Annotated in this window: 25 protein-coding genes and 2 riboswitches; of the genes, 10 read left to right on the forward strand and 15 right to left on the reverse strand. The window is 45.1% G+C overall.

Annotation, left to right across the window (positions count from 1 at the left end):
• Window positions 1-100: 100 nt before the first annotated feature.
• Entirely contained in the window at window positions 101-652 is a 552-nt protein-coding gene (locus MHI12_RS17435) for a CGNR zinc finger domain-containing protein (RefSeq protein ID WP_405169890.1), read from the reverse strand.
• A gap of 145 nt (window positions 653-797) precedes the next feature.
• On the opposite strand from MHI12_RS17435, the gene MHI12_RS17440 reads away from it, so the two are divergent.
• From MHI12_RS17440 to MHI12_RS17465, 6 genes are all read left to right on the forward strand, one after another.
• The gene (locus MHI12_RS17440; protein ID WP_405169891.1) at window positions 798-1,298 is read left to right on the forward strand and encodes a DinB family protein; all 501 of its coding nucleotides are present in this window, start codon (window positions 798-800) and stop codon (window positions 1,296-1,298) included.
• An 84-nt stretch (window positions 1,299-1,382) separates the two neighbouring features.
• A riboswitch (FMN riboswitch) is annotated at window positions 1,383-1,536 on the forward strand.
• A 144-nt stretch (window positions 1,537-1,680) separates the two neighbouring features.
• Window positions 1,681-2,661 carry a DMT family transporter gene (locus MHI12_RS17445; RefSeq protein WP_405169892.1) on the forward strand — a complete coding sequence of 327 codons (981 nt, stop codon included), beginning with the start codon at window positions 1,681-1,683 and terminating at the stop codon, window positions 2,659-2,661.
• 349 nt (window positions 2,662-3,010) lie between these two features.
• Entirely contained in the window at window positions 3,011-4,507 is a 1,497-nt protein-coding gene (locus MHI12_RS17450) for an amidase (RefSeq protein ID WP_405169893.1), read from the forward strand.
• A gap of 135 nt (window positions 4,508-4,642) precedes the next feature.
• A complete protein-coding gene (locus MHI12_RS17455; RefSeq protein WP_074095440.1) occupies window positions 4,643-5,251 on the forward strand; it encodes a DUF1989 domain-containing protein in 609 nt (202 codons plus the stop codon).
• Window positions 5,252-5,390: 139 nt separating this feature from the next.
• Entirely contained in the window at window positions 5,391-6,017 is a 627-nt protein-coding gene (locus tag MHI12_RS17460; RefSeq protein WP_017688112.1) for a LysE family translocator, read from the forward strand.
• An 82-nt stretch (window positions 6,018-6,099) separates the two neighbouring features.
• Entirely contained in the window at window positions 6,100-6,861 is a 762-nt protein-coding gene (locus MHI12_RS17465) for a YqcI/YcgG family protein (RefSeq protein ID WP_341007849.1), read from the forward strand.
• A gap of 61 nt (window positions 6,862-6,922) precedes the next feature.
• Here MHI12_RS17465 and MHI12_RS17470 read toward each other — a convergent pair whose 3' ends face one another.
• The 4 genes from MHI12_RS17470 to MHI12_RS17485 form a co-directional block, all read right to left on the reverse strand.
• Entirely contained in the window at window positions 6,923-8,269 is a 1,347-nt protein-coding gene (locus MHI12_RS17470; protein WP_405169894.1) for an amino acid permease, read from the reverse strand.
• A gap of 622 nt (window positions 8,270-8,891) precedes the next feature.
• Window positions 8,892-9,785, reverse strand: a complete 894-nt coding sequence (locus tag MHI12_RS17475; RefSeq protein WP_405169895.1) for an aldo/keto reductase — start codon at window positions 9,783-9,785, stop codon at window positions 8,892-8,894.
• A 128-nt stretch (window positions 9,786-9,913) separates the two neighbouring features.
• Window positions 9,914-10,687 carry an SDR family NAD(P)-dependent oxidoreductase gene (locus MHI12_RS17480; protein ID WP_127550538.1) on the reverse strand — a complete coding sequence of 258 codons (774 nt, stop codon included), beginning with the start codon at window positions 10,685-10,687 and terminating at the stop codon, window positions 9,914-9,916.
• 79 nt (window positions 10,688-10,766) lie between these two features.
• Entirely contained in the window at window positions 10,767-11,255 is a 489-nt protein-coding gene (locus MHI12_RS17485; protein WP_036613700.1) for a GNAT family N-acetyltransferase, read from the reverse strand.
• Window positions 11,256-11,432: 177 nt separating this feature from the next.
• Between MHI12_RS17485 and xerS the strand changes: the two genes are divergently transcribed.
• Window positions 11,433-12,539, forward strand: a complete 1,107-nt coding sequence (gene xerS, locus MHI12_RS17490) for a tyrosine recombinase XerS (RefSeq protein ID WP_076210138.1) — start codon at window positions 11,433-11,435, stop codon at window positions 12,537-12,539.
• Between the two features lie 245 nt (window positions 12,540-12,784).
• Here xerS and mobB read toward each other — a convergent pair whose 3' ends face one another.
• Together mobB and glp are read right to left on the reverse strand one after the other, a co-directional pair.
• Entirely contained in the window at window positions 12,785-13,318 is a 534-nt protein-coding gene (gene mobB, locus MHI12_RS17495; RefSeq protein WP_405169896.1) for a molybdopterin-guanine dinucleotide biosynthesis protein B, read from the reverse strand.
• A gap of 7 nt (window positions 13,319-13,325) precedes the next feature.
• A complete protein-coding gene (gene glp, locus MHI12_RS17500; RefSeq protein WP_405173015.1) occupies window positions 13,326-14,615 on the reverse strand; it encodes a gephyrin-like molybdotransferase Glp in 1,290 nt (429 codons plus the stop codon).
• A 194-nt stretch (window positions 14,616-14,809) separates the two neighbouring features.
• Here glp and MHI12_RS17505 point away from each other — a divergent pair, with 194 nt between their 5' ends.
• Entirely contained in the window at window positions 14,810-15,106 is a 297-nt protein-coding gene (locus tag MHI12_RS17505) for an HNH endonuclease (protein ID WP_341007855.1), read from the forward strand.
• Window positions 15,107-15,218: 112 nt separating this feature from the next.
• On the opposite strand, the gene MHI12_RS17510 is transcribed toward MHI12_RS17505, so the two are convergent.
• The 5 genes from MHI12_RS17510 to MHI12_RS17530 form a co-directional block, all read right to left on the reverse strand.
• Window positions 15,219-15,959: a DUF4247 domain-containing protein gene (locus MHI12_RS17510; protein WP_017688102.1), complete on the reverse strand. Its 741-nt coding sequence runs from the start codon at window positions 15,957-15,959 to the stop codon at window positions 15,219-15,221.
• 11 nt (window positions 15,960-15,970) lie between these two features.
• On the reverse strand, window positions 15,971-16,477 hold the full coding sequence (locus MHI12_RS17515; protein WP_340935671.1) for a DUF4178 domain-containing protein: 507 nt from the start codon (window positions 16,475-16,477) through the stop codon (window positions 15,971-15,973).
• A 23-nt stretch (window positions 16,478-16,500) separates the two neighbouring features.
• Window positions 16,501-16,902, reverse strand: coding sequence for a DUF350 domain-containing protein (locus MHI12_RS17520; RefSeq protein ID WP_036613690.1), 402 nt, complete (start codon window positions 16,900-16,902; stop codon window positions 16,501-16,503).
• A gap of 95 nt (window positions 16,903-16,997) precedes the next feature.
• Window positions 16,998-17,669 (reverse strand): PspA/IM30 family protein, encoded by a 672-nt coding sequence (locus tag MHI12_RS17525; protein ID WP_405169897.1) that lies wholly within the window; start codon window positions 17,667-17,669, stop codon window positions 16,998-17,000.
• Between the two features lie 112 nt (window positions 17,670-17,781).
• A complete protein-coding gene (locus tag MHI12_RS17530; RefSeq protein ID WP_051447323.1) occupies window positions 17,782-18,123 on the reverse strand; it encodes a hypothetical protein in 342 nt (113 codons plus the stop codon).
• A gap of 154 nt (window positions 18,124-18,277) precedes the next feature.
• Here MHI12_RS17530 and MHI12_RS17535 point away from each other — a divergent pair, with 154 nt between their 5' ends.
• Window positions 18,278-19,069, forward strand: a complete 792-nt coding sequence (locus MHI12_RS17535; RefSeq protein WP_405169898.1) for a polysaccharide deacetylase family protein — start codon at window positions 18,278-18,280, stop codon at window positions 19,067-19,069.
• A gap of 119 nt (window positions 19,070-19,188) precedes the next feature.
• Here MHI12_RS17535 and MHI12_RS17540 read toward each other — a convergent pair whose 3' ends face one another.
• From MHI12_RS17540 to MHI12_RS17550, 3 genes are all read right to left on the reverse strand, one after another.
• On the reverse strand, window positions 19,189-19,863 hold the full coding sequence (locus tag MHI12_RS17540; protein ID WP_405169899.1) for a 3D domain-containing protein: 675 nt from the start codon (window positions 19,861-19,863) through the stop codon (window positions 19,189-19,191).
• A gap of 2 nt (window positions 19,864-19,865) precedes the next feature.
• A riboswitch (cyclic di-AMP (ydaO/yuaA leader) is annotated at window positions 19,866-20,061 on the reverse strand.
• A gap of 217 nt (window positions 20,062-20,278) precedes the next feature.
• Entirely contained in the window at window positions 20,279-21,001 is a 723-nt protein-coding gene (locus MHI12_RS17545) for an amino acid ABC transporter ATP-binding protein (protein WP_036613682.1), read from the reverse strand.
• Window positions 20,988-22,451: an ABC transporter substrate-binding protein/permease gene (locus MHI12_RS17550; RefSeq protein WP_081746001.1), complete on the reverse strand. Its 1,464-nt coding sequence runs from the start codon at window positions 22,449-22,451 to the stop codon at window positions 20,988-20,990. The genes MHI12_RS17545 and MHI12_RS17550 overlap by 14 nt, the downstream gene beginning before the upstream one ends.
• 183 nt (window positions 22,452-22,634) lie before the next feature.
• Here MHI12_RS17550 and MHI12_RS17555 point away from each other — a divergent pair, with 183 nt between their 5' ends.
• Window positions 22,635-23,810 (forward strand): M20 family metallopeptidase, encoded by a 1,176-nt coding sequence (locus tag MHI12_RS17555; protein ID WP_405169900.1) that lies wholly within the window; start codon window positions 22,635-22,637, stop codon window positions 23,808-23,810.
• Window positions 23,811-23,860: the final 50 nt, after the last annotated feature.

The raw sequence follows: 23,860 nt of genomic DNA on the forward strand, positions 1-23,860 counted from the left end.
TTTGGTTTGAAAGACGATCACATCCTGCTTACGAATCTGTACTGCTTCTGACTATTTTTTCGCTAGTATATATACATTATATAGTTATTGTTAGTATTTATCAATTTTGGGATTTGCGTTTCGCCCGAAATCTTCTGACCTTCATCAGATTTCCACACATCTTATCATCACAGTACTTCTGTGTTCTGCTTCGGGTATCATCATAGAACATCCAGCGACAATCCGAATTATCACAGATCCGAATCCTGCCCCCTTCTCCCTCCACCAAAGTCAAAGCAAAATCAGCAGCTACTTCAGCCATAACTTGATGCCAATGCGCTTCCACAGCTACCAGTTGGAGTTTCAGTTCCTGATCAATTGTATTCAATTTTCTTCTCACATGCCCTGCTTCCATAACGCCATTCAACCATTGTTTTTCTATATCCGTTAATGATGTTCCTGAAGACAAGCGGGCTCCAAGAGCCATCAATTCGTTCCTGAAGTTTCTCATCGACAACTCATCTTCTGGAGATGCAGGGACAGAAGCGTTAAGTTGCCATCGATCCAGAAAGTCTTGCTGCCAGCTCGCCTTCCCTAGCCTGTCCTCCGATCGATCTCCCCCACGCCAGTCATGATAATCGCTGTTCACAAAATCGGTCCATAACCTATCCATATATATACCTCCGTTTATTGTAACTATCTAATTTAACAAAGAAGGTTACAACTCATCTTTGATGTGTTATATTAAGTGTAACCTCATTAATCAGTTTTAGCTAGTTACATCACAAATCACAATTATACGCAAGGAGGAAAAGACAATGACAAAAACAACAGCACAAGATGTGTTACTTATTCAAAAGGATGATACTTGGGATCAATGTAATTGGATTGTACCTTTGTCGAAATCCTTGGAGGGTCTTACAGCAGAACAAGCAGCCTGGATTCCACCCTCAGGGGGATTAAGCATCTGGCAGTTGGTTAACCATATGTATTATTACAACCATCGCTTATTGTGTCGCATGCAAGGTAAGGAGCCTACCCTTCCTGCTGTAGACTCCAATGAGTACACATTTGGGAATCCGGGAGATGCAACGGACGCAGCCGGATGGAATACACTGCTACAGGGTACAACTCGATTAGCCCAACAGTTGCGAGATCAATTGGCTGCACTACAAGAGTCTGATCTTGAAGCCGCATATATGGACTCCGGAGAGAAATGGGCACACGAACTAGCTCGCTGGATACTCCATGATGCGTATCACGCAGGTCAGATCGTGCTCCTTCGCAGACAGCAAGGAAGCTGGAAAATCATTTTCTAAAAAAAATGCTTGAACTGCTAGCGCTTACAGGAATAAGATGAACTTATTAATGTTACAGCTTGTTCAACACACTATATAATTGAATAGGATCTTCGGGGTAGGGTGCAATTCCCAACCGGCGGTGATGTTCTTCGGAACCAGCCCGCGACTCGCTATATGTTCTTAACGAAGGACATTTAGCGACTGACTTGGTGTGAATCCAAGGCCGACGGTACAGTCCGGATGAGAGAAGATCAACACATTGACATGCCGTTCACGGAAAGGCCTCTTTCCTGACGCATGTCCTTGGATGAGCCCCCGTTTATTTGGTTTATACCAAAACGGGGGCTTTTGTCGATTTTGCCAACTGAAGATTCCGTGTTCTGACGAAGGAGTCCTGAATATGGAAAAGACATCAGCAGCATCACCTGTTTACCGCAAGGAACGAAGTAATACCGGATTCTGGCTTGTAGTTCTCGGCGCCGCTTTATGGGGTGTCGACCCACTCTTCCGCATTATTTTGCTAAATACGATGACATCCACGCAGATTGTACTGGTGGAACACATCATCGTCAGTCTTATTGCCATTCCCGTACTGTGGAAATTTCGAGCTGATCTGAAAAACCTGCGTGCTCGCCACTGGATTGCCGTGATTTTTATTTCATGGGGAGGATCAGCACTCGCAACGGTATTGTTCACCATGGCACTAACACATAACGATCCGAATACGGTGCTTTTATTGCAAAAAATGCAACCACTCTTCGCTATCGTGCTGGCTAAACTGTTATTAAAAGAAACGTTACCACGCCGCTTCGGTGGATTGTTCTTCATTGCATTAGCAGGAACCTACCTGCTTACATTTGGCTTCACATTGCCATTAGGTAACTGGGACAACTGGATTCATGCTGGAAGCTTGTTATCCCTTGGGGCTGCTGCCTTATGGGGAGGTTCAACCGTTATGGGCCGATTGATGCTGGGGCAGGCGCGTTATGAAACGGTAACCTCCCTGCGCTTTGTCGTTGCTCTCCCGCTCCTGATCTTTATGACGTGGAACGAAGGTGCGGCATGGACATTTCCGTCCGGAACGGGTGAACAGTCTGCTGTCATCCTCAACATTCTCGGTCAGGCATTGTTGCCAGGTTTGCTCAGTCTTCTGTTGTATTACAAAGGTCTGTCGTCAACCAAAGCCTCTGTTGCAACACTCGCAGAACTTAGCTTCCCGATGGCGGGTGTGTTGGTGAACTGGATTGCTTTCCGTACACTGATTACATGGGAGCAGCTGCTTGGTTTTATTCTGATCTGGGTGGCCCTCTTCGCCATTTCCAGACAGCAGGAAAGATCATCAACTGCGGCCGATGCTGCACCGAAGCTGCGTACAGAGTAAGTGGATATATCTGAGGTTCACATATAAACAAATAGTCAAATATAAAATAAAACCATTGCACATCAAATTAGATGAGCAGTGGTTTTTTATTTCCATGACTCGATATTACTCGTTCATTTTCTCAATTAGCAATATGAGCTATTAACCCTTTGCTTTATCTCTATTTCGCAAATGCAAATCCCCCTCTTTTCCCTCCAACCTCATAACGAGTATGCATATCATCGCACTACGTCTCTTCTATCTTTTGTCTTTTGTCTTTTGTCTTTTGTCTTTTGTCTTTTGTCTAATCCGGTGGTACGATGACATATGGAATAAACAGATGAAATATATTCAGAGAGGAACGATCATAATGTCTTCATTCTCATATACCTCCTACGACGCCGTAGGTTTGGCTGAACTGATCCGATCCCGGGAAGTATCCCCGGTTGAAATGCTTGAAGCGGCGTTTGCACGCCTTGAAGAAGTGAATCCGCAACTTAATGCGGTTATTCGTACATATGAATCTCGTGCACGGGAGGAAGCCGGTTTGGTTCGACCTGGAGAACAACCTTTTGCCGGTGTTCCCCTGCTCCTGAAAGATATCTCGCAATCCTTGGAAGGTGAATTTCTGACTTCAGGCTCCCGTTTGTTCAGCGAGCATCGTGCATTACGCAATTCCAATTTTGTCACTCGACTCCGTGATGCAGGCTTTATCTTCATAGGACATACCAATACGCCTGAATTTGGTTTGAAAAATATTACCGAGCCCCGTCTTCATGGTTCCACTCGCAATCCATGGAATATCAATCACTCCCCGGGTGGTTCAAGTGGTGGTGCCGCTGCTGCTGTAGCTTCGGGTATTGTTCCTCTTGCCGGAGCCAGTGACGGAGGAGGTTCGATTCGTATCCCGGCTTCCTTTAGCGGATTGTTTGGGTTAAAGCCAACCCGCGGGCGCACACCTGTAGGACCGGGAGTTGGTCGTCAATGGCAAGGCGCATCGATTGATTTTGCCCTCTCTCGCTCGGTTCGGGACAGCGCTGCATTGCTTGATACGTTACAAGTCATTCAGCCCGAAGCTGCGTTCCATGCTCCACTCTTTCCAGGCAGTTACTTGGCTGATATGAGCTATCCACATCAACGCAAACTGAAAATTGCATACACAACGGATTCGCCCGTGGGAACACCTGTCAGCGCAGAAGCCAAAGAGTCTGTATACAAGCTCGTTCGCTGGTTGGAAAATCAAGGTCATCATGTTGAAGAAAAGCTGAGTCCCGTCAACGGAGTTCGGTTGATGGAGAATTATTACATGATGAACAGCGGTGAGATGGCTGCGATGATCTCTTCCATGGAACGATCCATGGGCCAGGCTCTGACCTCCGATGATATGGAGATCGAATCTTGGGTTCTGGCTGAAGCAGGCAAAAAGGTGTCCGCTGCGGAATTTGTACATAGCTTAGCTGAATGGGATGTAGCTGCAGCTCAGATGTCCACTTTGTTCGAGCGTTATGACTTCTACGTCACACCTGTTAATGCTTTTCCTGCGCCTAAGATTGGTGAATTAACGCCTCATGACAAACAGATCCGTAATCTGATGCGAATTAGTGAATTGGACAAGACCCAGCAGCAGCAACTCATCTATGAAATGTTTGAGCCAAGTCTTACGTATACACCGTTCACCCAGCTTGCAAATCTGACAGGCCAGCCTGCGATAAGTGTACCTCTGCATATGACACCTGAAGGTTTGCCAATGGGCGTTCAAGTGATGGCAACCAAAGGACGCGAAGATTGGTTATTACATCTGGCTGGACAGCTTGAACAATCAGAGCTTTGGATTGGAATGAGAGGTAATCCACTGTTCCCTGCATAAAGGCATATAATGTGGTTTGTGTTTAATTTCATCATTAGATGTTTCTGCCTGAGTAGAGTACGTCGCCATAACAGTGAATGAAAGCTTCATCTGCTCCGCATACTGAAAGCAAACAGTAGCGGAGGAATGTGACAGATGAATACAAATCAGCGCCATAAACAATCTTATCGTATCCCTGCCAAAACGGGATATGCCCTGAAAGTAAACAAGGGTTCTTTACTACGCATAACGGATCTGGAGGGACAACAAGTCATTGATTTTGTGGCATACGATGCAACAGATGCTAACCATCGCTTGGACCCCGGCGTGACAATGGACGTATTGCGTACTTACCGAATTAAACCAGGACAGTTTGTGTATTCCAATCAATATCAACCTTTACTCAAGATTGTCCGTGACACCGTTGGGGTACATGATTTCTTCAACTCTGCTTGTCGTCCAGAGATGTATGAGGTGTTATATGACAAAAAGGATCACGCCAGTTGTTATCACAATCTGAACACGGCACTGGAACCCTTCGGGATTCTACCACCCGATCAACACTATCCGTTTAACTTGTTTATGAAGTCCGTTGTAGACAGTGAAGGCAAGATTGATGTTGTAGCTCCCGACTCTCGTGCAGGTGATTATATCGAGATGGAGGCATTAATGGATCTCACAATTGGACTCTCTGCCTGTCCTTGTGAAGAAAGCTCATGCAACGGATACAACTGCACCCCAATTCAATTGGATGTGGAACTTTAACAGAATAACAAGGCCTTGACGCAGTATGAGATAAAAGTAGTTTGTTCTAATTCACTCCTTGCGGGAATACGATGACTTGTACCCATTTTCTGTGACGACTGGTACAATTCATCGAACCCGTTAAGGAGTGAACGTGTTTATGTCTGTACTGTTCAGTTATATCATTCTGGGAATATCATTGTCCGCTCCAATCGGTCCGATTAACGCAGCTCAACTCGACCGTGGAGCCCGACATGGATTCATGCATGCCTGGATTCTAGGACTCGGAGCTATGTTTGCAGATTTGGTGTATATGCTGCTGATTTATTTTGGAGTTGCCCATTTTCTGGACACGCCGTTCATGCGCTCTTTTCTCTGGTCATTTGGCAGTTTTATTCTGATTTACACGGGAGTGGAAACGCTCTCGAAGCTAAAGCAAGGCATTCAAGGTACATCAACTGCGGAAGCGACTGTTCGAAAATCGTTTATATCCGGATTTTTGATGGCCCTGTCCAATCCACTGAATATTTTATTTTGGCTGGGGATCTATGGCTCTATTCTCGCGACAACTGTGAAACATACGGATACCGCTCATTTGCTGCTCTACAGTTCTGGCATATTCATTGGTATTCTGGTGTGGGATGTCATTATGGCTGGCATGGCCAGTCGATTCCACAAACATAGCAGTGAAAATGTATTACGCTGGATCTCCATCATATCGGGAATCTGCCTGATCGGATTTGGTTTGTATTTTGGGTATGAAGCTGTACGTTCCATTTTTTTCTGACAACAAAATCAGACTGGACAGTCACCCAACTTCCCCCACATTAATACTGTAACGGTATCATGTGGAATGGAGTTGGGAATCAATGGCGGAGCTGTATAGTGCCGACGAAATAAACACCTTGTTTGAGCGTCTTCCATCTTGGCAGCAGGACGCTTATTCGCAATTTGGTAAAATGATCGCCGACGAAGATAATACGTATCCATGTGTACCTGGACGAATGGGATTTCTGTCAGGACATTTGAGGTACGGCTTTACGTGTGACCCCCGATCTGAAAATGCTGCCGAAGATATGGCCGATCTGCTTAGACAATATGGTCCTGTCTCCAGAGACACTGGTCATTACGCTTCCATGGTTGTGATCTGTGAGACGCCAAGTGATCTGAAAGATCATACAACGGTAGAGCAATATCAGACGTTATTCTGGCAAATGCTTAATCGGGTAAGTTCACACGATACCGAGCCGTGGCCGGAACATATTTCAACCGATCCTCATGATTCATCATGGGAGTTTTGCTTTGGCGGAGAGCCTTACTTTTGTTTCTGTGCAACTCCTGCACATGAACTCCGAGCCAGCCGGCATTTTCCTTATCTGATGTTTGCTTTTCAACCACGGTGGGTATTCGAATCCATTAATGACAACACCCCTCTTGGCCGTAAAATGAAAACCTTAATTCGCAAACGTCTTGCTGCGTATGATGCTGTACCTGCTCACCCTTCGCTGATGTGGTATGGTCAGCAGGATAATCTGGAATGGAAACAGTATTTCCTGCCTGATGATGAGCAGACACCTTCCAAATGTCCATTCATGCGGATGAAGCAAGCCTTAGGCAAGTTGACGAAATAATCTTAAAGCACTCATTAATCCGTTATACGACCTCCACAAGAGTTGCTGAGAAGAGAGTTGCTTATGGTTTGGATGGTGCTGACTGCGGTGGTTTCGAGCCACGTACCTTATGAACAACATACGTGATGATCCCAAGGAACACCACAAGTCCCATACTTGCCAGCAGGCCCGTTCTGCTGGCTTTTTCCATCGCTGTCCCAGCCACAGCAGCCACAATTAATACTATGGCAATCCACACTTTGATGCGATTCCACTTCACAGGCTTCATTTTTTTAATGTACGTGATGCAGATGAGCAGCCATGTATACATTAATACCAGACTACCTGCTGTCGTCACATATTCAAACAAACTCTTGGGCATCCATAATGCCATCAACGTAGACAGGACTAATCCAGCCGCTGTGCAACACAATGCCTGAAGTGGCATGTCCTTTTTTCCCCAGGTCTTCGTGAACAGCTTTGGTGCATCTCCATCTTCCGCGAGTTTCACCAACATGGACGTAATGGCATATAACGAAGCCACCATCGTCGAGAAACCGGCTATAATCAGAATCCCGTTGAGAATGTGGACCACAACAGTGAATCCAATGGTTGACATGGCTTTGACAAGCGGACTTTCATCTGGAGTTAACTGAGCTGAAGGCACAAGCAACAGGATCAACGCAATTGCAATCACATAGAGTGTACTCACCGATAATAGCATCACTCGACCTGATTTCACTGCATCTTTTGGTTCTTTCAGGTTAGCTGCCATCAAGCCCATAACCTCTATCCCGGCAAAAGCAAAGAATGCATAGATGAAACCGGTCCATACGCCTTTACCTCCATGCGGGAACCATTCATTCTTCAATTGCTCTGGTGTTACTTTTACAGGTAACCAACCCAGACAAGCCGCTCCTGCTATAGCTATAAATGCAACCGTTGCAGCAAGTTTGATTACAGCAAGAACATTCTCCGTTTTGGTTAATCCCTTCGCTCCCAGTGCAGCGATGAACAGACCTATAGCGGCATAGATCGCAACAAATGCCCAAAGTGGAAACTTGGGAAACCAGAATTGAGAGAACAGCCCAAGTGCCGTTAATGAGCTGCCCATGATGAGCATTTCAGAGAACCAGTACATCCATCCACTACCAAAACCAGCCCAAGGTCCGAATGCTTCGCCCGCATACGTTCGAAAAGCGCCTTCCTTAGGATCTTCTGCCGTCATCTGTGCCAGCGCACCAAATACAAAGTAAGTACCTGCCGCCGCCAGCACCAACAATATAAGTACGGATATGCCAGCCCAATGAATCGCCAGACTGGTCCCTAGAAAAAATCCCGTTCCCAGTGTGCAACCCGCGCCAAACAAGGATAGGCTGAACCAACTTAGTTTTTCGTCGTCGTTTTTACGGTGTTGCTGACTTTTCATGAAGCTCCTCCTTCTGCCTTATCCCCTTACGATTTACAGGTCATGGAGGTTTTATGTCTGTATTGCCAAAAGAATTATTATTTGTTTACATAATAATTAATATGTTAAAACTATTCTGATGATGAATTTAAGCTGTATGCTTTTTAAGCTTTATTCATAAAGATATATTTTCAATTTGATTTAAATCCGCAAAAAAAGGGGTTGACTTCAATCGCTTAAAATGGTTTTCCTTTTAAACTTGGTGGTGCGTCAATGTGGCTATATGAGAGATGGTAACTAAGGTGAGAAAAGGATCTTTCTATTGTGAATTTTTCATATATTGAAATATTATAACTAAGTCGTTATTTCTTTTAAATAGAACGTAGATTTCCTATTTTTCGTATTTTCTCAATATCTTCGTCGTTTTTTATAAATTTAGTCGCTTATAAGAAGGGATATTTCCTGGGATTTTTCCTCTTTCATCCTTCACCCGTTTCGGACTAAGCTGACATATAGGTATTATTCCCTAAAATTTTTCGCAGCCCCTGATCCGAAAGTTGTTGTGAATTTTTCATATGTTGAAAATATTTTATGTTTGTCATAAAAAAAGCCGCCATATGGCGGCCTCGCTAATATTTCTGATTTAAGTCCGGCCAGTCCAATCTGCTCCGGCGATTTCTTTCCATCGTGCTCTAATCTCATCATATATTTCCTGTGGTAATGCGCCTTTAGCCACAAGGTCGGCATTTTGCTGCCAGCGATTGGGCTTGGCTGTTCCTACAATAGCCGTATCTATACCTTCCGTACTTAGCGTAAAACGCAGTGCTGTCTCCACCGCTGCCTGGGCATCTTCACCCAGAAAACCATAGTTAAGTTCGCTTAAGCGCTTCCAGTATATAAATGGATAAGCCTCTTCCGAAAGTGTTTCATACATCCAGGCCGCATTGGCAATAGGTCTTTTGGCGATTACACCCATGTTTCTCTTCCTTGCCTCAGGCAACGTAAGATCAATTGCTTCCTGATCTGCGATATTTAATGAAGTCTCCAGGCTGTCAAATACTCCGGTCTGAATCGCATATAGCGCATCTGTTGTATCCCCACTGTATCCGATAAATCTGGTCTTACCTGATTCTTTGGCACGCTGCAGTACTTCGATCACTGCTCCTTGTCGGAGTACTTCTTCCGAGCAGCTATGCAAATGGATAACATCCACATAGTCGGTTTTCAGCCGTTTCAGACTACGGTCAATCGTTTGCTCCAGTACTTTGGCATCCCAATCCGGACCTTCGATCCCGGCAGCATGTCCACATTTGGTGAACAAATAGTAGTCATCACGCCGATGTGACAGCACCTCACCGATTAATTCCTCGCTGTCACCGTAACATTCAGCCGTGTCTATCACGTTTAATCCAGCATCCAGGGCACTATTCAGCAATGTCGCTACATCCGTTTTGGATACATTTTTGCCTATTTCCGCTCCGCCAAATCCAAGTGTACTTACGTTCATGCCAGTATTACCGTACTTGCGCGTTTCCATGGTTATCTTCCTCCAAGTTCAGTGAATTGGGTACAGATAAATAGAAATATTGATTAACTTTCCCTATGTTATTACCCATGAGTGGGTTATGCCACCCACTTTTCCAAAATGTAACCAACTTCATTTATTTAAAATCCATAAATGGACATTCCACCGTCAACCAATAACGTCTGACCCGTTATGTATCCCGCTGCATCTGATGCCAGAAATACAACCGGCCCTACCACTTCTTCCAGTTCTCCCACTCGCTGTAGCGGTGTGCGGCTTACAATTTCCTGCAAATACTGGGGATCATCCAGCAGTTTTTCAGTAAGAGGTGTTCGGAAATACCATGGCCCTACTGAATTGACACGGATTCCATACTTGCCCCATTCCAGCGCGAGCACTTTGGTCATATGAATTAATGCAGCTTTGGTCGCACCATATACAACCCCGGTCCGCAAAGCCGTATGGCCGCCTACCGAAGAGATGTTAATGATCTTCCCGGTCCCACGTTCTTTCATATGCTGACCCGCCAATTGCGAAGCGAAGAAAGCCGATTTTAAGTTTGTCTGCATGATGGTCTCCCACTGCTCGTCCGTTACTTCAAGTGCTGGTGTCCGTATGTTCATACCTGCGTTATTCACCAGAATGTCCAGACTACCCATCTCCGAGATCGCCTCTTGAAACGTCTCTTCCATTTGTTCTTTTGATGTCACATCCGCAGTCAGAGCGAGCGCTTTACGCCCTGTCTGTTCATAGATGTAGGCTGCTGTCTCCTCAATTTCTTTCATCGTTCGGGATACAAGGACAACGTCACTGCCTGACTGGGCAAGTCCAATCGCAATTGCTTTTCCGATTCCTCTCCCCGCACCTGTCACCAGTGCTGTCTGTCCATCGAGATGGAATGTGGGTACGTTCATGTTACTCACTCCCTTTATCAGATTCTTTATTTCAGCATTCAAGCAGAATGCTTTATATGTAGGTAAACCCTGATGGGAATCAGGTTACAAAATACTGGCTTGGATTGCCCAGTTCCGGATGGAACTTTTCTCGAAAACGGCCTCCGGTATAATCCCCTATAATTTTTCGCCAGAACGCTTGGGCAATAACATTGTTACGAACCTGGGTCACTTTCCATCTTCCAGGAAAACGTTTGAACAGCTCATAGGCTGCTCGAGTGCCTACTCCACTGCGCCGATATTTTTGCATCACAAAAAACTCAGTCAAATAGTAGTCATTATCCTTACTACCAGGCTCCAATTTCTCCACCAGAGCAAACCCTGCAGGTGCCCCATCACTTGTAATCAAAAAAGGAAACTTGCGGTCCTTTTCTGCCCAGAATGCCTCCAGACCGGGATATTCCGGAAAAATGCCGTTACTGTCCACATCAATATTCAGGTATTTGGTAAAATCATATAAATAAAATTGCATTAAATGCCGAATCACCTGACTGCGTTCCCGGGGAACCAGTTCTATTTTCATATTCATCCGGTTCACCTCCTCTGCTTTACGTATACTAATTACTTTAAAGGTTTACGCGCCGAAGGGCAAGGAAGCATACCCTATTACTGACTACTTCCGTGAACAAGCTGTGAGCATGTAAATTATGGTACACTAGAGCATAGAATACTAGCACATTGAATATTAATTTTATATGTTTTTCACATGGAGGTGTCGAACTTGACCAACGTGCAAAAAGAGATTGATCGACGCAAGCTGGATGACAAACTACCTTCCATGCCTTGGTTCGTTCAGCAATTCATGGACTACAAGCTGCCTGACCTGTCCCCCTCTACCCTGCTCGAATATCTGAGAGATTACGAAGCTTTCTTCGGATGGTTGCGAGCAGAAGGGCTGTCCGAGGCAAGTTCTAATAAAGAAGTTACGTTGACTGAACTGGAAGTCCTACGCATGGATTCAGTTACCGCCTATCGGTTATTTCTCACAACCAAACGGGAAGGAACCAATTCCAGAATCACCGTCTCTCGCAAACTCTCTTCCCTCCGCTCCCTTTTTCATTACCTGAGCCAGATTGCGGAAGATGAAGACTTTTATCCTTTGCTAAAGCGGAACATTATGGCCAAAATTGAGATCAAGCGTACCCATAAACCCAAGGACACCGCTGCCAAACTCAAAGGTAAAATCCTGGAGGAAGAGGAACTGCTGGAATTTATCGGCTATATCCTTGAAGGTTACGCGGTCGATATGGAAAAGAACAAACAGGCACTGTATTCCCATGAGCTCAATAAAGAACGGGACGCCTGCATTGCCAGCCTGATTCTGAATTCCGGTTTACGGGTTTCGGAAGTTGTGAACCTGAACGTCGATGATCTCGATCTGAACAACAAACTCCTGTATGTTTATCGTAAAGGTAATAATGATGAGACGTACAAAACACCCGTTTATTTCAGGGAACAGGCCAAGGACGAACTCGCAACTTATATGAACCTGCGGCAATCACGTTACCGCACGCCCAAGCGGGAGAAAGGTCTGTTCATTGCTTTGCGTAACGGAGATTCAGAAGGAAGTCGAATGACCAAAAGAGCGATCCAGGCCATGATTATGAAATACGCCAAGCGCTTTGGCAAACCATACTTAACTGTGCACAAATTACGCCATTCATTCGCAACCGATTATTATTTGCAAAATGATATTTACAAAACGAAGGAGCAGCTTGGACACGCTTCTACGGAAACAACCGAGATCTATGCTCACCTTACCGACAAAACGATGTCCGAAGCCATCGAACGTCGTACTGATGACGGGATGTAACATCCCGAACAACATAAAAGCAGCAAGCCACATCAAGGATTTCGATCCGAGAAAGGTCTGCTGCTTTTTTGTTTTTTGCATCATTCAAAAAGAAGAACATAAGTAGAATTAATTATAGTTTACATAATAAATATTACGTTATATTTAAAAAAGAATCAATCACGCTCTCTGTACATTCAATCATGTGTAGCCACCATAATATCCCACTTCTTGACGTTTCCACGATTCGAATCCACGATTCTGCCTTACTCGCTCTCAACCATCGCTAACAACGCTTTGGCTATATCCTCCGTTTCATGAACCGAGTAACATGTTATATCTCTGCTTACGGTGCTCCGCTCTATAAACTGCTCTGAAGGTAACCATGAGATCATACCGATTACCCCTTCAAGCTGATCAACCAAGGTCAGATCTTCCTCTTCTCGAACCATCACGAATTTGGGATAAGAAGCATCCTTGAATCCTTCAATGACAATCCAATCATAACCGGACAGATGACTTAACATATCCTCCAACTTGGTTGCCTGTCGCTCCATAATCGCAGTACGTTTCTCTGACATGACAACCACCGCCGAGGCCCCAGCCTCTCCAAATTGATACGAATCCGTTCCTTCTTGATCCATCTCAAAATGGTCATGTCCATCATGCTTAATCGCAGCTACCTTAAGTCCCAAGGAAGAAAAGTGCCCGATCAACGCGGCTGTCAGGGTTGTCTTGCCCGTGTTCTTGTATCCAACAATCTGTATGATATGTGGTTTTGTATCACTCATTGTAGTCATCTACCAACTACCTCACATGACCTGTGGGAAGTTTAATAATACGTACCTGCTCACCCGCAGGAATACCTTTTTTCTCAGGTGGAACAACAATCAGGCAATCACTGTCCTTAATGGTGATCATCACGCTGGATTCATCTACACGGGCGGCAGCCGGTATCGCGTACACCATGCCGTTGCGGATCTCTGTGCGTCCACGAACGAATCGTGTAAAATTGTTCACTTTGGTGTACTCTTCTTCCAAGATCGCAGTCCATTCTTCCAAATAAGGATGAGCATCCGCCTGCATGGAACGAATGGTTGGACGAACAAACAAACTAAAGCCCACAAAACAAGCCCCAGGGTTACCGGAAAGTGCAAATAGCAATTTATCTTTATATACAGCAGCTGTGGTCACACTGCCTGGTCGCATCGTCACTTTGTTAAACAACATCTCCACATGTTCTTCCAGCACAAGTTCGCCCATAATATCATAATCCCCGACGGATACACCACCTGTGGTCACCACGATATCATTATCTTGAATGGCTTCTTCCAATTTGGCCCTTGCTGTATTCACATCGTCTGCAATGGAACCATACATCACAGGCTCTCCTCCTGCTTCAACAACCAGAGAGCGCAGCATGTAACTGTTGCTGTTTCGAATCCGACCTGGTTGCAATGGCTCATCTACATCAAGCAATTCCGTGCCGGTTGCGAATATCGCCACCTTTGGACGTTGAAATACGGGAACTTCTGCTATGCCAAAAGTAGCTAACACGGACTGCTCTCCTGCCCTGATGATCGTTCCTGCTTCGAGCAGTTGCTGTCCCTCTTGGACTTCCAGTCCAATGGGGGTGATGTTAGCACCCGACAATATGTGCCGTTTCAATGCAATCCATTGTTCTCCATTCTCTACCTTGCTCTCGGTCATCTCCATCATAACTACCGCATCCGCACCTTCCGGAACCTGTGCACCGGTCATGATGCGAGCCGTCGTACCTGAAACAATGGTGTGATCCGAGGTGTAGCCGCAAGGAATTTCGTCAATTACTCTAAACCAAACTTGATGTTCGCTGGATGCATCTATGGTATCTGTACTTAGAATAGCGAATCCATCCATACCCGATCTCCGGAAGAATGGATACGGATGAGGTGCCTGAATCGTCTCTGCAAGTGTGCGGCCATGTGCAGATTCAAGATGAACTTTCTCTACGGAGCCTACAGTAACTCTTGCAGCTATTTTGGCTTGGGCATCCGCTACCTGTACAGCTGTTCGATTGAATTTGGCAGTTGTCATATCATGTGAATGTGAGTTCATTTTCAAAAGTATTCTTACCTCCTAAAGACTATCATCCTTTAAGAAAGTGTAGCCCGAATACTGTAAGATAACAAGTACATCACTTATTGAATCCTGTGACAAAATCTTATTTCTTACAGGTGTAACATTCCTTGATCTATATTCAACATGAAAGGCATCTTGTCTGCCCATAATATAAGTGACAAAGGGAGGCGATGATCATAAGTAATCGATGTGAATTATGCGGAAGAGAACCTGTGAACACGACCGTTCATCATCTGACACCCAAAGAAATGGGCGGAACATTTCTGCCAACGGCCAACCTGTGTATCCCCTGTCACAAACAGATTCATTCGCTATACACCAATCGCGACATTGTAACCCTTGGTCTCACGGATCTGCAATCCTTGAGACAGGATGAACGAATGATTCCATTTATCCGCTGGATTCGCAAACAGCCTGCTTCAACGATTCCCCGCGTACGCAAGTCCAATCATGTTCGCAAATCGTAAACCAAAAAGAACAGCTCCAAGGTCATGTGCCGGCGAGGTGAATCCGCCTTCCCTTGTCACTGTTCTTAAATGAACTATGCGATTGGCAGCCATCCTTATGATTAGATGTTTATTATCTTCGCCTCTTAATTCGGCCGCCGCCCACTCTGGTTTTTGGTTTTTTGTAGGATTTCTTAGGTGAATCAAACAACCCACCACTGCTCTTGTTGCGATCAATAGTTCCCTTGCTCTGATCCTTGTTGCGGTTGAATAATCCTCCGCCAGATCCCACGCTTGAATCTTTATCGCTTCCGCGCCTTGTAATCGTACCTTTCCGATCAACAGTAATAGGTGGAGCAAGCTTCTTGTCATTACTTGTTGGTGCACGATAAGATCCTGCACTCGGTTTATACGTATCTTTATTGGTATATCCCCGATAGTTGCCATAACCTCGCCCGCCAAAAGAATCGAACAGATTACCAATTAATGTAGCGGTGAGGTAACCTTGTAAAAAAGATGAATCGTAGTTCTGCCGAACATATTCCTTGGAGTCCACCTCAACCAAGGTATCCTCCGGCTTGTTCGGGTCTTGTTGCAGGTGATAATACTCGTCCTGATAGACGAGGAACATACGCTCTGTGTTCTCTGCCGAGATCTGATCCGGTTGCCTCTGGTCAGACAATTCCTGAGCCACTTCCGGAACGGTACGGTCCGAAGCCCGGTACACATAGGACGTTGAGTTACCACTGCCGTTAACCGATTCAAGCGGATATGTGTCCTGAACAGAAGGTGCTGCTCCGCACGCGGACAACAGAGACATCACAAGGCTGAGGACCAGCATTAATTTTAATCCATGTGCCAAGCGTTTTTTCATTGGAACCTCTCCTAGCTCGAACGAATCACTTTGATATCCGCAGGAAGAATGGACTCACCCTCATACAGTGTAAATCTTCTGTCTTGCCACTCCACCCGAAGAAGCATATTATCATCCGACTGATACTGCCATACCAATTGTTCTCCAGCCTGGCCATATGGAGTTCTACCTGACGTTGATACCATGCCTCCATACTCTTCCTCCAGATGATATGCGCGTCCATCCAGGTCCAGCAATGTGGGCACCTCATCAGGTGCATCAAGCCTGCCATCAATTGGTGTATATAGGGCGTAACGTGTGAGTTCCCGTTCTTCGATATGCAAATATCGAAATGCGGTACCATCCTGCAGCGTGAGCACAACTGCATTTCGAGCACGATTTTGTACCCGACCAACGACTTCATAAGTGACCAGAGAAACCTCACAGATATCACCAGGTGCAAGCTGAAGCATCGTTTTTTCTGCCTGCGGTGGTTCAGGTTTCGTTAGTATTCCTTTAATTCGTTTCCATACACTCATGAGAATTACTCCTGTTCCTTATCTTATAAACAAGCTGCAATAATCAGTGCGCCCACGATATGTAAAGCGCCAGAGAACAAACCGTAACCTGTCTTCCCTTGCTGAATTCCCGTATCCAGATCCAGATTGGCCCATTTGCGAATCATAAAGTGTACAACACTCTCCAGAATTAACAAAATGATAAAGGATACAACGGAGACCAGCAGTGCTTCTCCCAGGTGACCAGCCGTAGAAATGGACGTAGCGAGTACATATCCTTGTGCAAATAATTTCATAACCATACGTGTAGTAACGGCCATATTGCCAGCCTTAACTTCAGCAAAATCCTTATACTTCGTAAACAGTGAATCAACATACATCAGGACAAACAGCAAAACCGAACCAGATCCGGTCCAGACCAGCATCGCCAAAATGTTCAAATCCATTTACACAGCCCCCACATATCAACATGAACCGCATTTAAAAGCGAAGGAGAAATACTCTTCTCCTCCGCTGGTTAACCTTGCTGACAACCAAGGTATTAGTTCTTATTATCGTACTGTTTCATCAATGCTGCGAGTTCGTCTTCAACTGCCTGATCTTTACCCAACTTCTCGAACTCTTCATCCAAAGATTTTCCTTTGGAAGACATTTCGTTACTTGCTTCGGCCTGTGCTTCCATCTGCATCATTTTCTCTTCCATACGCTTCATACCAGCACTTGCAGTATCGGAGCCAAACCCATTCAACGCTTTGTTGATTTCCGTTTGGGCTTTTGCTGCATTGTAGCGGGCTACCAGTGTTTCACGTTTGTTCTTCATTTGAGTCAGTTGCTTACGCATCTCGTCGAGCTTGCCACGCAGGTTATCTGCAGAAGCCTTATTTTGGTCATAGCTGGTTTTGTACTCAACCATCTTCTCTTCAGCAGCCTTTTTCTCTTCCAGGGCACGCCGAGCCAAATCCAGATTCTGAGCACGTGCCGCCGTATGCGCCTGCTCTTCACGTTTCTTCACAAGTGCTTCCTGCTCTTCGAATAACTGCTTGAACTTCTTCTCAATGGCGATCTGTTGAGCTACTGCTTTCTCCGCATCTTCCAGATCCTCTTGCATGTCACGGATATATTGGTCCGTCATCTTGATTGGATCTTCCGCTTTGTCAATAATGGCGTTAACGTTAGACATGGTTAAATCACGCAATCGTTTGAAAATGGACATTATGTTATTCCTCCTAGTCGATATTACATCGTATATAAACATACATACGTAACAATCTACAACTCGTTTCAATTTTAGCAAATAAAATCAAAACATGCGATTGCTCTTTATGTTAGGAAGATCGTTTATCCTTGTTCAGATGATCCTCCATCAGCCTCTCTGCAGTCTGCACGATTTCGTCGATCTGCATCCGCGTGATGGAATCAAAATGAATACCCATGATCACCGTAACGGTTACTTTCAGCTGCAGGGCAGCCTTTCGGGCAAGCCGCTCACACAGCTCTTGTTCCTTATGCCCAGGAATATGTACCGTCGTCCCGCTTACGCGCTCATGATCCACGTAGAACGTGGCTACGGCGCCAATATGCGCCTTTCCTCCGGTAACGAGAAAAACCTTATCCTCTCCTGCTTCAATCACCTGTAAACGTATGGATTTCAAATCATATGTACTCATATCCTATCCACCTATCCTTTTCTATATGTTATATATGGAGGAATTATGGCTGTCATAAGCTAAATCCGCAATGAAACTTCTCACACTACGCATATTTTATGGAACCCTCGGGCATACCAAGGAGAACGTCATTTTGGAAAAGGAGGCCGTTATTATGCGCGTACGCCTCATTATGCTGATGGTTATCGTTATTTTTCTCGGGGGATATCATGCTCCAGTTTCATCGCGGGATGTTTCAGGCCCGTCAATTGAATCAGTATCAGGTTCGGATTCTGCGGAAGAAGAACAACTGACATTGGGACAGTTACGTCAAAAATATGCGGATACGTTCAAAACCAATGGTCCTTCAACCAAGAAGGTTGCACTGACTTTTGATGATGTACCTGATCCACGATTTACTCCACAAGTGCTGGATGTATTGAAGAAATACAATGTCAGAGCTACATTCTTCATCGTGGGTAGTCGTGCTGAGAAACATCCGGATCTGGTGAAACGCATCGTTAAGGAAGGGCATATGGTTGGTAATCACAGCTACAATCATCCTGAATTCAGTAAGCTGTCGATGAATGCCTTTCGCAAACAAATTTTACATACCGGGGATATTATTCGACGTTTGGCGGGATATACGCCCAAGATGATTCGGCCACCTTATGGAGACATTAATGAAGAACAGCTGAGATGGGCTGCCAAACAACACTATAGCATTGTGAACTGGAACGTAGACTCCCTGGACTGGAAAGGCCTCTCCAAGGAAGAGGTGAAGGATAACGTCCTATCTGCCGTGAAACCTGGCTCCATCGTTCTGCAACATGCAGGAGGCGGTGTGGGATCTAACCTGAACGGTACGATTGAGGCATTGCCTGAAATAATTGAAGAACTGCGTAACCGGGGATATGAACTGGTCACCTTGGACGAAATGCTGGGATTGCCAAAGGCCAAAGATTAGGATGACCGTGATAACAAATAATGAGAATATTAATGAGAATATTAAAAGGGTGCTGTTCAATCGCAAATTAGCGACTGGCAGACACCCTGTTTGAATTCATTTTAAATGTTATTTTCTCTCTACTTCAGAATGTACAGTTCGACATCCTGAAAACCAAATGAGCTTACAGACTGTTTGCTACCCGGGATAAAAATATCAATCCGGTGACCCTTGATTGCACCGCCCACATCACGTGCTGTGGCTACAAAAGCCTGTTTTGGCAATCCTGGATGGCTGTGACCAGTTACCAGTACTTTGGTTCCAAGTGGAATTACACTTGGATCAACTGCAATCGTACCCAGTTCAAGGTCATTTCCGAAATAATCGACTGCACCCCAGCCTCCATTTTCAGACGGATCTGCTGAGTATGCCGTTGCTTTCACGTTCACAGCTTTGCTGTAATCGAATGTTTTACCCCAGGCTTGAACAACTTTGTTATCTGCGTTAACGTCCAAGCTCGCTGTAGTAACAGTCTTCGCTTGGGCCTTGCTCTCCGTTGCCGCAGCGGCTGCAACATTGTTTGCCTTACCGGGAATCGTAATTTTCAAACCACCATAAATGTTGTAAGCCGAAATGTCGTTGTTTGCTTTAACCAACGTGTTGAGTGCTACTCCATATTGTTTCGATAAGGTGTAGAAGGTATCCCCTTCTTTGGCCACATGAACTGAATCGGCGTGAGCCGGAACGGCTTGAATGAGCATTGCTGTTGTCATTAATGCTACTGCTGTTTTGGCTATACGTTTCTTGTTAATCATGGTCTTCCTCCCTCATTGTGCCTGCGAAGTTAGTTGTCGGATTCGGATGAGGAGCCCACCCTATAGGTTCTTCGTTACATCTGAAACGTTATGTACCCTAATTCACCCCAAGCAGTGTGCCGTAGATCTTCCCCCTGCACAATCTGCATCGTTACATCCCCCACACTCCCTGTCCGGAAGTTTCGGCAGAGTTCAATATATCACAATTTTGTAACCTGAACTTGTAGTAATTCTTACCAAATGGTTTTTAGCATGTCATCATATTTAAGAATACTGCATTCTTTAGAATTATTGGATGACCTGATTCCTTTACATCTGGTAACAGAATAGTTACTTTTCAAATCTATAAATGATTAATACGCACAAAAAAATAGCGTTACCGACTCGATGTCAGTAACGCTATTTAATCTTTCATTTAGAGTACTTTGGCAAGAAAATCACGTGTACGTGAATTTTTGGGTGCTCCAAACACCTCATCAGGTGTTCCCTCTTCCACAATAACCCCGCCATCCATGAACAGGATGCGGTCTCCCACTTCACGTGCAAAACCCATCTCATGTGTCACGATGACCATCGTCATCCCGCCTTCTGCAAGACGTTTCATGACATCCAGCACTTCGCCGACCATCTCAGGGTCCAGTGCTGAAGTAGGCTCGTCAAACAGCATCACATGCGGCTGCATGGCCAATGCTCTAGCAATGGCGATCCGCTGCTTCTGTCCACCTGACAGCTGATTCGGGAATGTATCTTTTTTATCGTACAAGCCCACGGTGTTAAGCAGATCAGCGGCGATTTTCTCCGCTTCCTGAGTGGATTGTTTCTTCACTTTAATCGGAGCAATCGTAATGTTTTGCTCTACCGTTTTGTGTGGGAACAGGTTGAAATGCTGGAACACCATACCCATCTTCTCACGAGTCGCATTGATGTTGTGCTTCGGATCGGTGATTGACACGCCTTCAAAATCAATCTCACCCGAGGTAGGCTGTTCCAGCAGGTTCAGACAACGTAAGAATGTACTTTTACCCGAACCGGAAGGACCGATAACCACGACAACCTCACCTTTGCCAATCGTCACGTTAATGCCCTTAAGTACATCGTTATTTCCATAAGATTTGTGTAATTGTCTAACGTCTATCACTTGCACTCAACTTCCTTTCCAGTCGTCCCAGCAGCTTGGACAAAATGAACGTCATTACAAAGTAGATGGCTGCTGCAATCAAAAATGGACTCAAGCCTTGGTACGTAATGTTTTTGACTACACTTGCCTGATACATAATATCCACCATACCGATAACGGAGATAATGGAGGATTCTTTGATGATAGTTATGAATTCATTACCGATCGCTGGTAATACAGCTTTGAAGGCTTGTGGCAATATGATATAACGCATCGCGGCGCCTCTTCCCATACCTAATGAACGCGCTGCCTCCAACTGACCACGATCCACACCTTGAATACCCGCACGGAAAATCTCTGCCAGATACGCACCACTATTAATGGAAAGCGTGATGATACCTGCCTGAAGGGCAGTGAAGTTAATGCCAAAGGACAGGGAGAAACCATAGTAAATAATCATCAACTGTACCAACATCGGTGTGCCACGGATCACTTCAACGTAAGCAGTACCGATCCAGCGCAAGATTGCAGCGTCATGCAAACGGAACAAACAGATGATCAATCCAATAATTACCCCGAAGATAACCCCAAGTGCAGACAACAGAAGTGTGTATCCTACACCTGTAGCATAGAAACTTTTGTACTCCCAGAATACTTGGAAAATATTTTGTGATTTGTTCGCTTTATCCGCCATCAAGAGGCTGGCGTCCGTCACCATCTGATTGATTTTATCTTCACTTTTCAGTCGCTCCAGTGTTCCATTTACTGCAGCTAGCAGCTCGGTATTCCCTTTACGAATCCCGATTGCCGCTTCTGCTTGCTCTTCGTCCGGAACAGCAGCAGCAAGTCCAATGATATCGTCCAGATAACCTGCAGCAACGGTATCTTCAACGATTGCCGCGTCAATGCGTTTTGTTTGCAGTTGAAGCACGATATCCGAGATTTTATCCAGCGCAGTAAGCTTCGCTCCTGGAATACTCTGTCCGATCGTTTCCTGAATGGAGCCTTTCTGAACGCCAATCTTCGCATTTTCAAGTTCTGCCATAGTTGGATATTTGTCTTTATCCACATTGCGAACCATAATCACTTGTTTTGATTTATAATAGGTGTCGGAAAAATCGATACTTTTCTTCCGCTCATCCGTTGGCGTCATACCTGAAATCACCAGATCAACACGCCCGCTCTGCAATGAAGGCAGAAGACCGTCGAATCCCATATCCTCAATCACAAGCTCAGCGCCAAGATCTTTGGCAATCTCTTTGGCGATCTCAATATCGAAGCCGACGATTTCATCTTTGCCATTAATCACTTTATGGAATTCGTATGGTGCAAAATCGGCACTTGTACCGAGCACCAGCTTTTTACTGCTTGAATTATCTGTAGTTCCACTTGCAAGTGCCACAGGAACGGCAGTCGTCAGCAGAATAACAAAGGTCAACAGCATCATGGTGTAACGACTTATTAATTTCAACCTTTTTCTCTCCCCTTACAATACTTTGTATGCTTCTCATGTTGATGACTGAGTCATTATAAAGTACAATGCATGATTATGCAATGCATTTTGACATTACAAATCTTGACTTGTTTCTGAAAAAATGAAGCAAACATGATATAATCAATGAATTATTTTCATTTTTGCATAAGGAGTACACTAATGACATCTAACAAATCACAAATTCTGTCGGTTATTGATCAATATGCTTCCCGTTTTAAAGCCATTTCATCATATATCGGTGCCAACCCTGAACTGGGAAATGAAGAGTATCTCGCTTCTGCCCGTTTGAAAGAAGAACTGGTCTTCCACGGTTTCACTGTAGAGGCTCCAATCCTCGGTCTGGAGACAGCCTTTATCGGAACCTATTCAGCTGCCAAACCCGGCCCTACCATTGCCTTATTATGTGAATATGACGCCTTGCCGGAGATCGGTCACGCTTGTGGTCACCATCTGATCTGTATGATGAGTCTTGGTGCTGCTGTTGGGCTGAAATCCATTCTGGATGAAGTAGGTGGAACCATTAAAGTGTTTGGTACCCCCGCTGAAGAGACACGTGGTGCTAAAGTACCGATGGCGGAAGCAGGGTTGTTCGATGACTGTGATGTCGCTCTCATGGCGCATCCGTATTATGCCTACGAAAAGTCAGGCAGCTCACTGGCTATTGATGCTGTGCAATTTGAATTCCATGGCCGATCTTCACATGCTGCTGCAAGCCCGCACGAAGGTATTAATGCACTTGATGCCGTCATTCAAACGTTCAACGGAATCAATGCATTCCGGCAACAAGTGAAAAGCACCGTTCGGATTCATGGTGTGATCAACAACGGAGGTCAGGCAGCAAATATCATTCCTGACTATGCTTCTGCGCAATTTTATGTACGTGCAGCAACTCGCAAAGAACTGAATATCCTCACAGAACGTGTGATTCAGATCGCTGAAGGCTCTGCTTTGCAGACAGGTTGTAAGCTCGTGACATCCAACTATGAAACATCCTATGACGAGATGGTTACCAATGAAGCATTCTCAGCTGCGTTTAGTCAAAATCTGATGGAACTTGGTATCCCGCAAGAAGAGATTGTGAGTGGTAATGATCACGGATCTATGGACATCGGTAACGTTTCCCTGAAATGTCCTGCAATCCATCCCTACATTCGTGTTGTAGACGAGGTGCATACCCTGCACTCCATAGCCTTCCGTGACCTTGCACTACAGGAGCGTGCGCTGGATGGCATGATTCTGGGAGCAAAGGCACTTGCAACAACAGCCTATGACGTACTGAGCCAGCCAGAGCTGCTTCAAACCATCCGCACGGAGTTTGAGCAAGCTATTCGCTAAAATTTGATTTTATCATGTTATATAGGGGTGCCCTGAACAATCTTGAATTC

The sequence above is a fragment of the Paenibacillus sp. FSL H8-0280 genome (genome assembly GCF_045040665.1).
Classification (GTDB): Bacteria; Bacillota; Bacilli; order Paenibacillales; family Paenibacillaceae; genus Paenibacillus; species Paenibacillus xylanexedens_A.

Excerpts from the sequence above, each read along its gene's own strand:
- MHI12_RS17435 (WP_405169890.1), bottom strand. The coding sequence starts at position 652 with ATGGATAGGTTATGGACCGATTTTGTGAACAGCGATTATCATGACTGG.
- MHI12_RS17440 (WP_405169891.1), top strand. The coding sequence starts at position 798 with ATGACAAAAACAACAGCACAAGATGTGTTACTTATTCAAAAGGATGAT.
- MHI12_RS17445 (WP_405169892.1), top strand. The coding sequence starts at position 1,681 with ATGGAAAAGACATCAGCAGCATCACCTGTTTACCGCAAGGAACGAAGT.
- MHI12_RS17450 (WP_405169893.1), top strand. The coding sequence starts at position 3,011 with ATGTCTTCATTCTCATATACCTCCTACGACGCCGTAGGTTTGGCTGAA.
- MHI12_RS17455 (WP_074095440.1), top strand. The coding sequence starts at position 4,643 with ATGAATACAAATCAGCGCCATAAACAATCTTATCGTATCCCTGCCAAA.
- MHI12_RS17460 (WP_017688112.1), top strand. The coding sequence starts at position 5,391 with ATGTCTGTACTGTTCAGTTATATCATTCTGGGAATATCATTGTCCGCT.
- MHI12_RS17465 (WP_341007849.1), top strand. The coding sequence starts at position 6,100 with ATGGCGGAGCTGTATAGTGCCGACGAAATAAACACCTTGTTTGAGCGT.
- MHI12_RS17470 (WP_405169894.1), bottom strand. The coding sequence starts at position 8,269 with ATGAAAAGTCAGCAACACCGTAAAAACGACGACGAAAAACTAAGTTGG.
- MHI12_RS17475 (WP_405169895.1), bottom strand. The coding sequence starts at position 9,785 with ATGGAAACGCGCAAGTACGGTAATACTGGCATGAACGTAAGTACACTT.
- MHI12_RS17480 (WP_127550538.1), bottom strand. The coding sequence starts at position 10,687 with ATGAACGTACCCACATTCCATCTCGATGGACAGACAGCACTGGTGACA.
- MHI12_RS17485 (WP_036613700.1), bottom strand. The coding sequence starts at position 11,255 with ATGAATATGAAAATAGAACTGGTTCCCCGGGAACGCAGTCAGGTGATT.
- xerS (WP_076210138.1), top strand. The coding sequence starts at position 11,433 with ATGGAGGTGTCGAACTTGACCAACGTGCAAAAAGAGATTGATCGACGC.
- mobB (WP_405169896.1), bottom strand. The coding sequence starts at position 13,318 with ATGACTACAATGAGTGATACAAAACCACATATCATACAGATTGTTGGA.
- glp (WP_405173015.1), bottom strand. The coding sequence starts at position 14,615 with ATGAACTCACATTCACATGATATGACAACTGCCAAATTCAATCGAACA.
- MHI12_RS17505 (WP_341007855.1), top strand. The coding sequence starts at position 14,810 with ATGATCATAAGTAATCGATGTGAATTATGCGGAAGAGAACCTGTGAAC.
- MHI12_RS17510 (WP_017688102.1), bottom strand. The coding sequence starts at position 15,959 with ATGAAAAAACGCTTGGCACATGGATTAAAATTAATGCTGGTCCTCAGC.
- MHI12_RS17515 (WP_340935671.1), bottom strand. The coding sequence starts at position 16,477 with ATGAGTGTATGGAAACGAATTAAAGGAATACTAACGAAACCTGAACCA.
- MHI12_RS17520 (WP_036613690.1), bottom strand. The coding sequence starts at position 16,902 with ATGGATTTGAACATTTTGGCGATGCTGGTCTGGACCGGATCTGGTTCG.
- MHI12_RS17525 (WP_405169897.1), bottom strand. The coding sequence starts at position 17,669 with ATGTCCATTTTCAAACGATTGCGTGATTTAACCATGTCTAACGTTAAC.
- MHI12_RS17530 (WP_051447323.1), bottom strand. The coding sequence starts at position 18,123 with ATGAGTACATATGATTTGAAATCCATACGTTTACAGGTGATTGAAGCA.
- MHI12_RS17535 (WP_405169898.1), top strand. The coding sequence starts at position 18,278 with ATGCGCGTACGCCTCATTATGCTGATGGTTATCGTTATTTTTCTCGGG.
- MHI12_RS17540 (WP_405169899.1), bottom strand. The coding sequence starts at position 19,863 with ATGATTAACAAGAAACGTATAGCCAAAACAGCAGTAGCATTAATGACA.
- MHI12_RS17555 (WP_405169900.1), top strand. The coding sequence starts at position 22,635 with ATGACATCTAACAAATCACAAATTCTGTCGGTTATTGATCAATATGCT.